The sequence below is a fragment of the Pseudomonas bharatica genome (assembly GCF_048586865.1).
Taxonomy (GTDB): Bacteria; Pseudomonadota; Gammaproteobacteria; order Pseudomonadales; family Pseudomonadaceae; genus Aquipseudomonas; species Aquipseudomonas bharatica.
This window is the reverse complement of sequence record NZ_JBMAWR010000001.1, coordinates 88,306-102,718: the sequence shown is the minus strand read 5'-3', so window position 1 is coordinate 102,718 and position 14,413 is coordinate 88,306. Positions and strand designations below refer to the sequence as shown.

16 protein-coding genes are annotated in these 14,413 nt (G+C 63.7%); 7 read left to right on the top strand and 9 right to left on the bottom strand.

What is annotated here, in order from left to right; genetic code table 11:
* Positions 1-90: 90 nt before the first annotated feature.
* Positions 91-771 (bottom strand): metallophosphoesterase, encoded by a 681-nt coding sequence (locus ACKLLE_RS00510; RefSeq protein WP_420056381.1) that lies wholly within the window; start codon positions 769-771, stop codon positions 91-93.
* 58 nt (positions 772-829) lie between these two features.
* On the opposite strand from ACKLLE_RS00510, the gene ACKLLE_RS00505 reads away from it, so the two are divergent.
* Positions 830-1,057 (top strand): hypothetical protein, encoded by a 228-nt coding sequence (locus ACKLLE_RS00505; RefSeq protein ID WP_064304635.1) that lies wholly within the window; start codon positions 830-832, stop codon positions 1,055-1,057.
* A gap of 15 nt (positions 1,058-1,072) precedes the next feature.
* Here ACKLLE_RS00505 and ACKLLE_RS00500 read toward each other — a convergent pair whose 3' ends face one another.
* Positions 1,073-1,252 (bottom strand): hypothetical protein, encoded by a 180-nt coding sequence (locus tag ACKLLE_RS00500; protein ID WP_279897594.1) that lies wholly within the window; start codon positions 1,250-1,252, stop codon positions 1,073-1,075.
* 32 nt (positions 1,253-1,284) lie between these two features.
* Positions 1,285-1,761, bottom strand: coding sequence for a GNAT family N-acetyltransferase (locus ACKLLE_RS00495; protein WP_064304637.1), 477 nt, complete (start codon positions 1,759-1,761; stop codon positions 1,285-1,287).
* A 146-nt stretch (positions 1,762-1,907) separates the two neighbouring features.
* On the opposite strand from ACKLLE_RS00495, the gene ACKLLE_RS00490 reads away from it, so the two are divergent.
* From ACKLLE_RS00490 to ACKLLE_RS00480, 3 genes are all read left to right on the top strand, one after another.
* Positions 1,908-2,192 (top strand): hypothetical protein, encoded by a 285-nt coding sequence (locus tag ACKLLE_RS00490; protein ID WP_009396960.1) that lies wholly within the window; start codon positions 1,908-1,910, stop codon positions 2,190-2,192.
* 216 nt (positions 2,193-2,408) lie between these two features.
* A complete protein-coding gene (locus ACKLLE_RS00485; RefSeq protein WP_009394839.1) occupies positions 2,409-3,995 on the top strand; it encodes an ABC-F family ATPase in 1,587 nt (528 codons plus the stop codon).
* Positions 3,996-4,149: 154 nt separating this feature from the next.
* Complete coding sequence (locus tag ACKLLE_RS00480) at positions 4,150-5,346, top strand: MFS transporter (RefSeq protein WP_420056380.1); 1,197 nt, start codon at positions 4,150-4,152, stop codon at positions 5,344-5,346.
* Here the strand turns inward: ACKLLE_RS00480 and ACKLLE_RS00475 are convergent.
* Positions 5,326-6,357, bottom strand: a complete 1,032-nt coding sequence (locus ACKLLE_RS00475; protein ID WP_420056379.1) for an alpha/beta hydrolase family protein — start codon at positions 6,355-6,357, stop codon at positions 5,326-5,328. The two genes, ACKLLE_RS00480 and ACKLLE_RS00475, sit on opposite strands and share 21 nt — an antisense overlap.
* Before the next feature lie 104 nt (positions 6,358-6,461).
* The gene (locus tag ACKLLE_RS00470) at positions 6,462-7,073 is read right to left on the bottom strand and encodes an FMN-dependent NADH-azoreductase (RefSeq protein WP_420056378.1); all 612 of its coding nucleotides are present in this window, start codon (positions 7,071-7,073) and stop codon (positions 6,462-6,464) included.
* A 121-nt stretch (positions 7,074-7,194) separates the two neighbouring features.
* Between ACKLLE_RS00470 and ACKLLE_RS00465 the strand changes: the two genes are divergently transcribed.
* The gene (locus tag ACKLLE_RS00465; RefSeq protein ID WP_064304706.1) at positions 7,195-8,103 is read left to right on the top strand and encodes a LysR substrate-binding domain-containing protein; all 909 of its coding nucleotides are present in this window, start codon (positions 7,195-7,197) and stop codon (positions 8,101-8,103) included.
* The gene (locus ACKLLE_RS00460; protein WP_420056377.1) at positions 8,096-8,461 is read left to right on the top strand and encodes an MmcQ/YjbR family DNA-binding protein; all 366 of its coding nucleotides are present in this window, start codon (positions 8,096-8,098) and stop codon (positions 8,459-8,461) included. Before ACKLLE_RS00465 ends, ACKLLE_RS00460 begins: the two co-directional genes overlap by 8 nt.
* A gap of 9 nt (positions 8,462-8,470) precedes the next feature.
* On the opposite strand, the gene ACKLLE_RS00455 is transcribed toward ACKLLE_RS00460, so the two are convergent.
* Together ACKLLE_RS00455 and ACKLLE_RS00450 are read right to left on the bottom strand one after the other, a co-directional pair.
* Complete coding sequence (locus ACKLLE_RS00455) at positions 8,471-8,845, bottom strand: DUF1294 domain-containing protein (RefSeq protein WP_420056376.1); 375 nt, start codon at positions 8,843-8,845, stop codon at positions 8,471-8,473.
* A complete protein-coding gene (locus ACKLLE_RS00450; RefSeq protein ID WP_420056375.1) occupies positions 8,845-9,675 on the bottom strand; it encodes an undecaprenyl-diphosphate phosphatase in 831 nt (276 codons plus the stop codon). Before ACKLLE_RS00450 ends, ACKLLE_RS00455 begins: the two co-directional genes overlap by 1 nt.
* A 277-nt stretch (positions 9,676-9,952) precedes the next feature.
* On the opposite strand from ACKLLE_RS00450, the gene ACKLLE_RS00445 reads away from it, so the two are divergent.
* Positions 9,953-11,587, top strand: coding sequence for a methyl-accepting chemotaxis protein (locus ACKLLE_RS00445; RefSeq protein WP_420056374.1), 1,635 nt, complete (start codon positions 9,953-9,955; stop codon positions 11,585-11,587).
* Between the two features lie 72 nt (positions 11,588-11,659).
* Here ACKLLE_RS00445 and ACKLLE_RS00440 read toward each other — a convergent pair whose 3' ends face one another.
* Both ACKLLE_RS00440 and ACKLLE_RS00435 read right to left on the bottom strand, forming a co-directional pair.
* On the bottom strand, positions 11,660-12,223 hold the full coding sequence (locus tag ACKLLE_RS00440) for a DUF2599 domain-containing protein (RefSeq protein WP_420056373.1): 564 nt from the start codon (positions 12,221-12,223) through the stop codon (positions 11,660-11,662).
* A gap of 202 nt (positions 12,224-12,425) precedes the next feature.
* Positions 12,426-14,207: a DUF2599 domain-containing protein gene (locus ACKLLE_RS00435; protein ID WP_420056372.1), complete on the bottom strand. Its 1,782-nt coding sequence runs from the start codon at positions 14,205-14,207 to the stop codon at positions 12,426-12,428.
* Positions 14,208-14,413 lie beyond the last annotated feature (206 nt).

Below are 14,413 nucleotides of genomic sequence, written 5' to 3'. Positions count from 1 at the left end.
AAAACTGCCTCACCGGGCAACAAGATCGTGAAATTGCACTTCATTACTGCATGGCTTGCAGCAATTTGCCGTGTGGAGGCGCCGTATAGGCTAGGCAGGCATCAGGGTCGCCAGGTCCAGCAAGGTGAAATGGCCCTTGGCCCAGCCGCCGGTGTCGATATGCCAGACATTGCCCAGCACCTTCACGTCCGGCACCGGCGTATGCCCGACCAACAGCGCGCGCAGATCATCGACGCCGCGGGTGTTCTCTTCCTTCAAGCGCAGACGCGACCATTGGCAGACCTCGCGGATCTTCTCCGGAACCGCGGATTGCTCAAGCAAGGGCAGCAGATCGCGCCAGCGCCCCAGCGGGCAATCGGCGTGCAATAGACCGACCGGGCCCAGCGCCGTGTCCACCTCAAGGGCCAGGGGCAGTTGCTCGAAGGCTTCGGCAAAGCGCAGTTGCTCGGCTTCCTCGAGATCGAGAAACCAGCCGCCACCCGCAGCGAGGTACAGGCGGTAGTCCAGCCACTCGCCACGTACGTGGGAAATCGCCAGGGCCTCATGATTGCCCTGCACCGCGTAAAACCACGGCTGCGCCAGCCAGTCGAGGGCTTCTTCGCACTCCGGGCCGCGGTCCACCAGGTCGCCGACGCTGAACAGGCGGTCCCGTAGCGGATCGAACGCCACCTGCTCCAGCGCCTCGCGCAAACGGGAAAAATGCCCATGGACATCGCCCACCGCCAGATCGCGGCCTTCAAGGTTGCGGCTTAGTCGAATCACCCTGCTCATATCACCACTCCGGTTCCATGGCGCTGCTACACTGAAATCGCTTACAGGAGGAAGAGTCATGTCCGACAAAGACATTCAAACCCTGCTCACCCTCATCAACCATCGCCAGGAGCGCCTGGCCAGCGCCTGCAAGGACATCGCCGACTGGATCGACAGCCAGGGCGACCTGCCTGCCGCGGGCAGGATCCGCGAGAGCCTGCGGGCGGTGGAAGCGGATGAAGTGCTGGTGAAACGTACCCTCACCACCCTCTCGCTCGACAGGCCGTTACCGCGCTTCCGCCATTAAGCCGGGCGCCGGGGATCAATCGTCCAGGTGATCTTCGTGGTCCTCGTCGTCCAGCACATCCAGGCCATACTCCTCGTCTTCATCGACGTCATCGAACATCGGGTCGGCGTATGCCTCGCCTTCCTCGTGGTCGTGGAATTCGTGATCGAGCAGGTGGTCGTGCTCCGGCTCATGGAGTTCGTCTTCATCATGCATGGGGCTGTTTCCCGGGTGTTGGATCATGGCGATCAAAGCGCCTGGCGCATCTGCACCAGGGCGACACGACGACCGTCCTGGTCCTGGCGCTCCTCGATGCCGAAGGGTACGAAGCCAAGCTTCGGGTATAGCAACAGGCCGGCAGTGTTGTGATTGAAGCACGACACTTTCATTTCACGGGCCTGATGACGACTGCGCGCCACCTCCATCATTTGCCCGACCAGGTAGCGCGCCACGCCACGGCCCCGGGCAGCAGGCGCCACCAGTACATTGCCCAGCGAACAGGTACCGCCCTGCTCCCACTGGTAGAAGTTGGCGAACGCCAGCACCTCGTCCCCCTCGACCACCACGCTGGAATCGCTGCGCTGGGCGATCGCCGTGGACAATTGCTCGGAGGTCAGGGGCCAGGTGCATCTGGGGAAGAAGAAAAATGCCTCATCGGCAGACTGGGCGAAACCACAGATGATCGGGATGTCGCTGGCCTGGACAGGCCGGAAACGCAGGGGCACGGTCGTTTTTCTCGGCAGATCGGTTGTCCAGTTAACTACAGGGTGCCGGGACTGTAAACGATGCTGGCATTTTTCACCTTGAGCGCTCTATTCCGACTGCCACGAGGTTAAAGTAAGCCCTTGCGCGAAAGGCCCATGGAAGGGATATGCAGGACAAGTACGAAATCCACTATGTAAAGAACGGCCTGAAGAAAGTCGTGGTGACCAACCACAGCGGCATGAACTGGCTGGAAGCCTGGAAGACCGCCTTGCTGATCGACGGTACCTGCGCCGGGGCGACCGTGGGCTTGCGCTGCATCGACGAAGCGATGGCCACGGCCGGGGCAAGCGGGATCAGCAAGGTGCGCTGGAACAAGGCGAGCCATATCGTCTCGTGGAGCGAGCGGGCCCGGCTCGACGAAGGCCGGTTGCTGGTCAAGCAGATCGAATGACCGTCCAGGCCAAGGCCGACCGGCAATTGCCAGCGGTCGCGCAACACCGTCATGCAACTCCCCTGCAAGCTGTGCGACAATGCGCGCCAAAATCCGGCCCTACCCCCGCCTTCACCTCCTCGACAGCCCGGTCCTGACGTGCCTCCGACGCACGGCGGACGAACGCGTCTGCCCCGGGCTGCAAGGCGTCACCCCAGTTACTGATAGGTAAGCACTTTGATTTCAACAGCCAATATCACCATGCAGTTTGGCGCCAAACCGCTGTTCGAGAACGTTTCCGTCAAGTTCAACAACGGCAATCGCTACGGCCTGATCGGCGCCAATGGCTGCGGCAAGTCCACCTTCATGAAGATCCTCGGCGGCGATCTGGAGCCAAGCGCTGGCCAGGTCATGCTCGAACCCAACACCCGGCTCGGCAAGCTGCGCCAGGACCAGTTCGCCTACGAGCAGTTCACCGTGATCGACACCGTGATCATGGGCCACGAGGAACTGTGGAAGGTCAAGGCCGAGCGCGACCGCATCTATTCGCTGCCGGAGATGACCGAGGAAGACGGCATGGCCGTCGCCGAGCTGGAAACCGAGTTCGCCGAGATGGACGGCTACACCGCCGAATCCCGCGCCGGTGAGCTGCTGCTGGGCCTGGGTATCCCGCTGGAACAGCATTTCGGGCCGATGAGCGAAGTCGCACCCGGCTGGAAACTCCGTGTGCTGCTGGCCCAGGCGCTGTTCTCCGATCCGGAAGTGCTGCTGCTCGACGAGCCGACCAACCACCTGGATATCAACACCATCCGCTGGCTGGAAAACATCCTCACGGCGCGCAACAGCACCATGATCATCATTTCCCACGACCGTCACTTCCTCAACTCGGTCTGCACCCACATGGCCGACCTGGACTATGGCGAGCTGCGCCTGTTCCCGGGCAACTACGACGAGTACATGACCGCCGCGACCCAGTCCCGCGAGCAGTTGCTGGCCGACAACGCCAAGAAAAAGGCGCAGATCGCCGAACTGCAGACCTTCGTCAGCCGGTTCTCGGCCAACGCCTCGAAAGCCAAGCAGGCCACGTCCCGCGCCAAGCAGATCGACAAGATCCAGTTGGCCGAGGTCAAACCGTCGAGCCGGGTCAGCCCGTTCATCCGCTTCGAACAGACCAAGAAGCTGCACCGCCAGGCGGTGACCCTGGAGAAAGTCTCCAAGGGCTTCGAAGACAAGCAACTGTTCAAGAACTTCAGCTTCACCGTCGAAGCCGGCGAGCGCGTTGCGGTAATCGGCCCGAACGGTATCGGCAAAACCACCCTGCTGCGCATGCTGGTCGGCGAAATGGCGCCGGACGCCGGCAGCGTGAAATGGACCGAAAGTGCCGAAGTCGGCTACTACGCCCAGGACCACGCCCACGACTTCGAGGACGACGTCAGCCTGTTCGACTGGATGGGCCAGTGGACCCAGGGCGAACAGGTGATCCGCGGTACCCTCGGGCGCATGCTGTTCTCCAACGACGAGATCCTCAAGTCGGTGAAGGTGATTTCCGGTGGTGAGCAAGGCCGCATGCTGTTCGGCAAGCTGATCCTGCAAAAGCCCAACGTGCTGGTGATGGACGAACCGACCAACCACCTGGACATGGAATCCATCGAGGCGCTCAACCTGGCCCTGGAAAACTACCCGGGCACGCTGATCTTCGTCAGCCACGACCGCGAATTCGTGTCATCGCTCGCCACCCGCATCATCGAGCTGAGCCCGGATGGCGTGGTGGACTTCAGCGGCACCTACGACGACTACCTGCGCAGCCAGGGCGTCGTGGTCTGATAAACCCATGGGGCCGCTTTGCGGCCCCAACGCCCAGTCCCACATGCCGGGACGTGAGCAACAAGTGGTCGATTAATTCGTTAGCCTGCTTTCTTTTATTTCCGCACGCAGCCATGATGCAAGACTTCAACCGCTTGCCTGCGAACGAAACCCCATGCCTGCCGCACCCTCCGCTTCGCCCTCGTCGCTGTCCATCACCCTGCGCATTCTCTCGATCGTCTTCTACACCTTCATAGCCTTTATCTGCATCGGCCTGCCGATCGCGGTATTGCCCGGCCATGTCCACGATGTGCTCGGCTACAGCGCCGTGGTAGCCGGGCTGGTCATCGGTATCCAGTACCTGTCCACCCTGCTCAGCCGGCCCATGGCCGGGCGCCTGGCGGACAGCCTGGGGACGCGGCGGTCCATCGCCTACGGCCTGATCGGCATTGCCCTGGCCGGCCTGCTGACCTGGGCGTCGGCGCTGGTGGTCAACCTGCCGCTGCTGAGCCTGATGCTGTTGCTGGTGGGTCGGGTGCTATTGGGGGTCGCCCAGGGGCTGATCGGCGTCGGCACCCTGAGCTGGGGCATCGGCCAGGTCGGCGCCGAGCACACGGCACGGGTGATCAGCTGGAACGGCATCGCCTCCTACGGTGCCATTGCCATCGGCGCACCGGTCGGGGTGTTCCTCGCCGGCCAGAGCGGTTTCTGGAGCATCGGCCTGGCATTGACCGTGCTGGCCCTGATCGCCTTGCTGGTGATCCGCAGCCAGCCTTCGCTGCCGGTCGTGCGTGGCGAGCGCCTGCCGTTCTGGGCCGCCTTCGGCCGTGTCGCACCGTGCGGCCTGGCCCTGACCCTGGCGTCGATCGGCTACGGCACCCTGACGACCTTCGTCACCCTCTTCTATCTGGAGCGCGGCTGGAGCGGCGCAGCCTGGTGCCTGAGCGCATTTGGCGTGTGCTTCATCTGCGCGCGGTTGCTGTTCGTCAACGCGGTCAACCAATGGGGCGGCTACCGCGTGGCTATCGCCTGCATGACCGTCGAGACCCTGGGCCTTGCGCTGCTCTGGCTGGCCCCCTCGCCGGTGCTGGCCCTGGTTGGCGCCGGCCTGACCGGCTTCGGCCTGTCGCTGGTGTATCCGGCCTTGGGGGTAGAGGCGATCCGGCAAGTGCCGACCACCAGTCGCGGCGCCGGGCTTGGCGCCTACGCAGTGTTCTTCGACCTGGCCCTGGCGATCGCCGGGCCGGTGATGGGATTCGTCGCCGCCCATTTGGGCTATGCCTGGATCTTCTGCGTGGCGGCGCTGCTCTCGCTGTTCGGCGTGGCGCTGGTGACGCTGCTGTTGCGCCGCTCAGTTACCGGCGGTATGTAGGCCGGCGCGAGCGGAAACGCCCAAGGCCTTGTTGAAGAAGTGCGAGGCCTCCGACTGCAGCGACAGGTGGATGCCAAGGCGATCGACACCTTCGGCATCGGTGCACAGGGCGGGCATCCGCGCCCGCTGCACCTCATCGCAAGGTGACATGAAGACGAAATGCCCCGCACCTTCCAGGCGGCGGTAGTTGGGCGTCACCGGCAGCTTGCGCGCCAGGGCCTCGGCGTTCTTGTCCACCGCCAGCAACTGGTCATGATCGCCACTGTAGATCAGCGAAGGCACCTTGACGTCCGCCAGCGCCTGGCGCCCGAAGCTCAGGCTCAGCGGGGCCATCAACAGCAATGCGCGAATCCGCGGGTCGGCTTCGGGGAGCAGGTCGTCGCGATCGGCGATCAGCTCACCCTGCCGGGTGCAGGCATCGGCATCCTGCGGACGCTCCTGGCAGTAACGCCGCAGGCGCTGCAGGTCGGGGCGTGCTCCGGAAAGGATCAAGGCGGTCTCGGCGCCGGCCGAATAACCGATCATGCCCACCTGGTCGGGGCTGACCTCGGAAGCCAGCAGTGGATCGTCGAGGGTGGCAGTGATCGCCGCGCTGATCTGCAAAGGTCGGCCATAGAGATTGCTCAAGGTGCCGAGACGGCTGTGGTCCTTGTTGTTATCGCCGGGATGCACCGCAGCGACCACCACGAAGCCGCGCCGCGCCAGGGCACTGGCCAGGTCGTGCAGGGCCATCGGCGTGCCGGTATTGCCGTGGGACAGCGCCAGCAGCGGGAAGCGCCCCATCACCACCGGCCCCTCGGCCGCCACGTTGAGCCGATAGCCATCGATACGCCGTACATGGGGCTGGCCGCTGGAGGGATAGAACGCCAGCACCTGCATTGGCTGGCCGTCCAGCGGATCGGGCACCGTCATGCGATGCAGGCCGACACTCCAGTGCTGCGCCGGTTCGGCCTGCACCAGCAGGCTGCACCCAAGCAGCGAAAGCACCAGCAACGTCCGCAGAACCTGCATTTTCGTTTCACCTTGATCCAAACGGCGATAGCCCGCTCCATGCCAAGCATAGAGCGGGCCAAAACGCAGCGTATGAAAGCTGGATGAAACTCCTGACAGCAGGATCAGGCGGCAGCGAACAGCTCGTTGGCAATCTGTGCCTGGGCCGCCTGGATTGCGCTGTTGCGCGGCTCCTCGCCATAGGCCAAGCCGTGGGCGCGGACGAACTCGACATCGGTGATGCCGATGAAGCCGAGGAGCACCTTGAGGAATTCTTCATGGCCGACACCGGTAGGCTGGCCAACATGCAGGCCACCGGCAGTGGACACCACGATCACCTTTTTGTTACCGCACAGGCCTTCAGGGCCGGCTTCGGTATAGCGGAAGGTCTTGCCGGCGACGGCGATGCGGTCGATCCAGGCTTTCAGCTGGCTGGGGATGCTGAAGTTATACATCGGCGCACCGATGACCACGGCGTCGGCATCCAGGAACTCCTGCAGGGTATCGGCGCTCAGCTTGGCTTCATGGGCCAGGGCGGCGTCACGGGCCTCTTCCGGGGTACCGGCGGCCAGCAGGGTTGCCGAAGAGAAGTGGCTGATGGCGTCGGCAGCGAGGTCGCGGTAGGTCACCTCGACACCCGGCTCGGCGGCCTGCCAGGCCTGGACCACTTGCTGGCTCAGCTGGCGCGAAGCCGAGTTGTCGCCGAGGATGCTGGAATCGATATGCAAGAGCTTCATGGGATTCTCCCTGATGTGAGGACCGCGGGTCAGCGGTGACGATGGAGTGAATCCTACCGGCATGATCAATGAGTGATAAGATGGCGAATTCGCGCCAGTTCGTCCCACCAATGGAACAATCATGCAAGACCTCAATGACCTGTTCTACTTCGCCCGCGTTGTCGAAGCCGGTGGCTTCGCCGCCGCCGGACGCCAGTTGGGCATTCCCAAGTCGCGCCTGTCGCGGCGCATCGCCGAGCTGGAAGAGCGTCTCGGCACTCGACTACTGCAACGCACCACCCGCCAGCTCAAGCTGACTGCCGTGGGCGAGCGCTACCTGCGGCATTGCCAGGCCATGCTGCTTGAGGCGGAAATGGCCGACGAGGCGGTGGCCAGCATGACCAGCGAACCCCGTGGACGCTTGCGGGTATCGAGCCCGGTCGGCCTGGCCCATGCCTTCCTGCCGGACGTCATCACGCGCTTTCTGGCCTTGTATCCGCAGGTGCAACTGGAGATGGTCCTGGTCAATCGTCGTGTCGACCTGATCAACGAGGGCATCGACGTTGCGCTGCGCGTCCGTGATGTCGGGGACGAAGACCCCGCCCTGGTCACCCGCCGCCTCAACCGGGCACAGATGCAACTGGTGGCATCGCCGGATTTCGCCCGCGCGCACCCGCTCGGGCATCCGTCCGAGCTGGCCGGGCTTCCCGTCCTGGGCGCAGTGGAGGCCGATCGCTTGGTGCACCTGCGCCTGCTCGATGGCAACGGCAAGCGCGAAGAGCTGGCCCTGGAAGCGCGCCTGGCCATCGACGACTTCGTCGTGCGCAAGGCCGCCGCCCTGGCCGGCCTCGGTTTCACCGCCCTGCCCCTGCTGCACTGCGAGCAAGAGCTGGCCCGGGGCGAACTGGTCAATCTGCTGCCGGACTGGTCGATGCCCAGCGGGTTCCTGCAGGCGGTCTACCCTCATCGACGCGGTGTGCTGCCAGCGGTGCGGGCCTGGATCGATCACCTGGTGGCGTCCTTCGAGGAATGTGGAGAGCGTTATGTCTGAGCGGCAGTTGAACGAAGAACAGGTTGCAGCCTTCTGCCTGGGCTTGCCGGGTGCCCGGGAAGACTACAAATGGGGCGGCGTACGAGTGTTCTCCGTCGCCGGCAACAAGATGTTCGCGGTCATGGACCTGGCGGGCGCGGGATTATCGTTCAAGGTCGACAAGGACCTGTTCGTGGGTTACGTGGATATGCCCGGGGTCAGGCCGGCGCCGTATCTGGCACGAGCGCACTGGATCAGTGTGGCCTGGCCTTATGCCTTGGGAAGGGAAACACTGGAGGATCTGTTGACCCGCTCGCACCAGTTGGTGGTGAGCAAACTGCCGAAGGCGCTGCGGGCTGGGCTTACCCAGGACCTGTAGGAGCGCGGCTCAGAAAATGTGCTTCCACTGCCCGAGAAACAGCCAGTCCACCCAAATCGCCTGGTGGATCAGCACAATCATCCAGAACACCAACTGGTAGGAAAGCTTGCGCGTCTTGTGCCGCCAGGCCTGCTGTCCGACCAGCGCCCCTGGCCAGCCGCCGAGGAATTCGAGCAGATGCAGCACCTTCTCCGGGGTCCGCTGCTCCTGCGCCAGTGCCTGGCGCTTGTCATGCCAGTAGAGCCCGGCACAGACCAGGCTCGCCAGCAGATAGGCCAGCGCCGGCAGCCAGAACTGCCCCGCCAGCCCCACCTTGAGTGCTCCGCCCACGGGCAGCAGGCAGAGCACCACGAAGGCGGCCAGTTTCAGGCGCGGGTAGCGCATCACCCCTGGGCCACCGACCAATCGACCCAGCCGAATACCCAGGTCGCCAGGATCAGCAAGCCAAAGCCGATGCGATACCAGGCGAACGCAGCGTAACTGTGGCTGGCGATGAATTTGAGCAGGCCGCGCACGGCGATCATGGCGAAGATGAACGAGACCACGAAACCGATGGCGAAGACCATGAAATCATCCGGCTGGAACAGGTGCCGGTATTTGTAGCCCGAATACACGGCGGCGCCGACCATGGTTGGCATGGCCAGGAAGAACGAGAACTCGGTGGCTGCCTTGCGCGACAGGCCGAACAGCAGGCCGCCGATGATGGTCGAGCCGGAACGGGAGGTTCCCGGAATCATCGCCAGGCACTGGGCGCAGCCGATCTTCAGGGCGTCGGTCCAGCGCATGTCGTCCACTTCCTCGACGCGGATCACATGCTCGCGGCGCTCGGCCCAGAGCATGATCACCCCGCCCACCACCAGGGCCACGGCCACGGTGATCGGGTTGAACAGGTAATGATGGATCAAGTCGGCAAAGGCGACGCCGAGGATCACCGCCGGGAAGAAGGCGATCAGCAGGTTGGCGGTAAAGCGCTGGGCCTGGCGCTGCTTCGGCAGGCCGACCACCACATCGAGGATCTTGCGCCGGAATTCCCACACCACCGCCAGGATCGCCCCGAGCTGGATGATGATGTTGAAGGCCATCGCCCGTTCACCACCGAAGTCGATCAGGTCGGCCACGACGATCTGGTGGCCGGTGCTGGAGATCGGCAAAAACTCTGTAAGCCCCTCGACGATGCCGAGGATCACTGCCTGCATGGCGGTCCAAAAATCCATCATTCCCCCGTGAGGCGATGCTCGCGGCATGCCCCTTTGTAGTATTCGTTGCTTGGTTTAGAGACCCAGACTCGCCGAGCGCCGTAGAAAAAAGCCGGCGCACCCTTCAGTTTTGGCCCGCAAAGGCCGAGATCCTATCAGACCCGTCGGATAAACGCTGCCCGGTCGTACGCAACGGAGCCTGCCGAATCAACGACTTATCCATTGGTCGAGTAGGTAGAAGCGGCAAAGCGTGCTTGGATGCTCGTGACAATAACAAGAACTCGAGGCCACTTTTATGAAGACTTTACGCGGTATGTCGATCAGCCGGCGCCTGTGGCTCATCCTGGTGCTGGCCGTAGCGATGCTGGTGACCCTCGGCTTGCTCATGCTCAACCAGATCCACACCGACCTGTACAAGGCCAAGGCCGAGAAAACCCGGCATGTGGTGGAAACTGCCGCCGGCATCCTGGCTTATTACCAGGGCCTGGAAAGCGCCGGGACCCTCAGCCGCGAAGCAGCCCAGCAACACGCCATGAATGCCGTGCGCGGGTTGCGCTACGACCAGAACGACTACTTCTGGATCAATGACCTGGGCCCCAGGATGATCATGCACCCGACCAATCCCAAGCTCGAGGGCCAGGACCTGTCGGCGGTTCGCGATCCGGACGGCTTCGCCCTGTTCAACGAGATGGTGGCGCTGGCCAAGGCCAAGGGCGCCGGCAGCATCGATTACCGCTGGCCCAAGCCCGGCGCCAGCGAGCCGGTGGAAAAAACCTCCTATATCCAGCTGTTCCAGCCTTGGGGCTGGGTCATTGGCTCGGGCATCTATATCGACGACATGCAGGCCGAGTTCTACCGCCAGTTGCGCGACGCCTCGCTGGTTGGCATCGGCATCGCGGTGATCCTCGCCCTGCTGGTGATCATGATTGCCCGCAGCATCGTCCGGCCCCTGCGCGAAGCCGAGGACGCCATGGCCACCATCGCCAGTGGCGAAGCCGACCTGACCCGCCGGCTCGACACCCACGGCAACGACGAAATCACCCGCCTCGGCCAGCATTTCAACGCCTTTACCGGGCAACTGCAGCAGGTGGTCAGCCGCCTGCGCGAGGCCGCCCATGAACTGGACGGCTCCGCCGGTGCCGTCGGCAGTACCGCCGAGCAGACCCGCCAGTGCAGCGAACAGCAATCGCAGCAGATGGAACAGGTGGCCACGGCAATCAATGAAGTCAGCTATGCGGTGCAGGATGTCGCCAAGCATGCCGAACAGGCCTCCGGCGAGACCAGCGCCGCCCAGGACTGCGCGCGCCAGGGCCAACAGAGCATCCAGGGCAGCCTGCGCAAGATCGACGAACTCTCGAGCACCATTGACGAAGCGGTCCAGGTGATCCAGGCCCTGGCCGGCCAGAGCACGCGGATCGGCAGCGTACTGGAGGTGATCCGCTCCATCGCCGAGCAGACCAACCTGCTGGCGCTCAACGCCGCCATCGAGGCGGCCCGGGCCGGGGAACAGGGGCGCGGCTTCGCCGTGGTCGCCGACGAGGTGCGCCTGCTGGCCCAGCGTACCCAGCAGTCCACCGCCGAGATCCAGGCGATGATCGAACACCTGCAAGGCCAGTCGGAAGCAGCGGTCAAGGCCATCGACGCGAGCAGCCAGGTTTCCCGCGAGACCGTCGCGCAAGCCAGTGAAGCCGGGGCCAGCCTGGATGCAATCAGCCAGGCGCTGCATAACCTCACCGCACTCAATGCCTCGATCGCCAGCGCTACCCTGCAGCAATCCCATGTGGTGGAAGACATCAACCGCAGCGTCACCGAAACCGCAGGGCTGTCCCGCGAGACCACCCTCGCCGCCCAGCACTCGAGCGAGTCGGGACGTGCGCTGAATCGGCTGAGTGCGCATCTGGAGAATGTGCTGGGGCAGTTCCGGGTGTGAAAAAAACCGCCGGCGCACCCACGAAAATGCCCCTGTCGGCAGCGGGTGCCGGCAGGGGCATGATTGGCCGGTCTATTTTCCGGCGTCGGACGGCAGGGGGTTGCACATGAACTGCAAACGCAGCGAAGCCTCATGGGAAATGTAAGGCCGTGCCGGCTCGAGGTTCCAGTACTCCTTGAAGGGTACACCCACCACATGGCAAACGAATTGCCTGCGCATGGAACCTGGATTGATATGTTCGGTCCAGCGCGGATCGTTCTTGAACATCTCGTACAGCTCGCTGTAGGCCCGGTCGGTCTGGTCAGGCCCCATGCGGCGTGCGCACTCCGTCGGCTTGACCTGCAGCGACCAGATCAGCCCGTAGCCCGGCTCGTCACGCTGGACCCAGGTGGCGCTCTCGATGTACTTCTGACAGTAACCCGCCTGCGCTGCGGCCGTTGCCGCCCCCTGAGCCTGCGCTGCCGCGGCTGCCGCCGCCTGAGCCTGGGCCGCCGAATTCACGGCATTTTGCGCGGCCTCCATTTGCGCTGCGGCCATGGCAGCCTGCTCGGCCTGGGTCATCGCGAGCGCCAGTGTCGTCTGCAGCAGCAAGGGCAATGCCGCCACCAGTACCCATCCATTAATGCGTCTGTTCATCATCCTGTCTCCGGAGCTATTGAATAACTGATCCGACGCAACAACGACTGGACAGCCACAACTCGACGTCGCAATCACAATCTGCGCGCAACGGTCGGCAGGCGAAACTGACAGAAATATCAGGTCAGGCGCACAGCCGACCGCAGGCCCATGAAAATGCCCCTGCCGGCAGCGGGTGCTGGCAGGGGCATGGCAGGCCGGTCTATTTACCGGCGTCGGACGGCAACGGGTTGCAGATGTACGGTAAGTTCAGCGAAGCCTCACTGGAAACGTAGGGCCGTGCCGGCTCGAGGTTCCACTCTTCCTTTTCCGGTACGCCGACGCGGTGGCAGACGAATTGCCGGCGCATGGAGCCAGGGTTGATATTCTCGGTCCAGCGCGGGTCGGTCTTGAACATCTCGTACAGTTCGCGATACGCGCGGTCGGTCTGGTCAGGTCCCATCCGGCGTGCGCACTCCGTCGGCTTGACCTGCAACGACCAGATCAGCCCGTAGCCCGGCTCGTTACGTTGTACCCAGGTGGCACTTTCGATGTACTTCCTGCAGTAGCCCGCCTCGGTCTGCGCCTGCGCCGCAGCGGCAGCCGCCGCCTGGGCCTGGGCTGCTGCAGTTTGCGCTGCCACGGCACTTTGCGCGGCCTGGGCCTGGGCAGCCGCCAGCGCGGCCTGCTGAGCCTGGGTCATCTGGCCACTCTGCGCAGCTGCCTGTATCGCCTGGGCCGACTGGGCAGCAGTTTGCGCCGCCTGGGCAGCAGCGGCGGCAGACTGGGCGAAGGTCGCCGCCTGGGCGGCGGCCTGAGCAGCAGCCTGCGCAGGTGTTTGCCCGGAAGCCTGCGGATATTGACCGGAAGATTGCGGCGCCGGCCCCGAGGACTGTGGAAGCTGACCGGAAGATTGCCCCGCCTGGGCAGCCGCAAGGGCTTGCGCTGCCTGGGCCGCAGCCTGTGCCTGTTGCGCCGCCTGGGCCGCCTGTTGTGCGGCCTGCGCCGCCTGGGCCGCAGATTGCGCCGGTGTCAGTACTGGCGAGCCGGGCACACCAAAGCCCGGGCTGGAGGGTTTGCCAGGCCGGCAGAAGCCCGCCGTCTTGCTGTAGCCCGGGAAAGCCATCTGCTGACCATCGCACAGGAACTGTACTTGTCCGCCCTGATACTTGGGCAAGATCACCTGGACGACCGGCCGATAGTTGCCCGTCACCCGGAAGTAATCAGCCTGGTTCTTGAGTGCATCCGTGCGCCCGGCGGGGTCGGTGTACATGAACGCTGTGATGTTGGGCGGCTGGTCGTTCGACCTCAATATCTCGTTGGCCATCAGAAATTCGCGGCCGCCGGTAAGCTTGTAGGCGTCGATGAAGTCGCCGAAGGCTTCGGCCCGCCCTGCCTTGCCCCGGGCTTTGGACATGTCGAACGAGCATTGCATCTGGTACGGTTGCGGCCCCCAGGCGCCGTCCGGGGTCTGGTTGCGCCGGAATTGGTCCCACCAGGCCTGGCCGCTATTGACACCGACATTCTGGCAATGGGTTTCGGTCATCGAGGTTTGCGGGCTATCGCCGCAGCCTCGATCAGTTCGGTCATAGGTCCAGCCGTCCTTGGGGTAGGCGCACTGCGTATAGGAAATCGGCTGGCCCGCGCAAACATTGGCGTTTGGCGCGATGATGTAGCCGTTATTGGTGTACACGGCGAGGTCGGCGAAGTTGATGTCGGCACGAATATACGAGTACGAGTCAGTGCCCCGCTGCTTGCTGCGCGGGCTTGACTCCCAAACGTTCCAGACCTCGCCTTTCGCCGGGTCGGCACGGGTGGTCCCGCGCAACGTCACTCCCGAACAGCTGTCGGCGGCCTCGCCGTCAGGACATATGCGCGGTGTGTAGCGGTACATCTCCTGAAGAAACTTCACGGTTTCCGCACAAGTCTCCGCCCGCGCCACCGTCCATGGCAGCAGCAAGGGTAGCGTCGATAACAACAGGGCTTTTCTGGCAGTCGCTCGCATGGCAAGGGTCTCCTTCGCATGCTGGATTAAAGGTCCCAGGCGAAAAGGAAAACGACAAACCACTGACCCACGCCACAGAGCGAAGCCTGACAGAAAGCATTCGGATGGATAACTGACAAAAATGTCAGTCCTGCCTACCGGCAAGCGCTGTCAGAAAAGTCTCATGCAGGTACAATCCGCCCCCTCTTTTCCGCTTGTAACAAGGA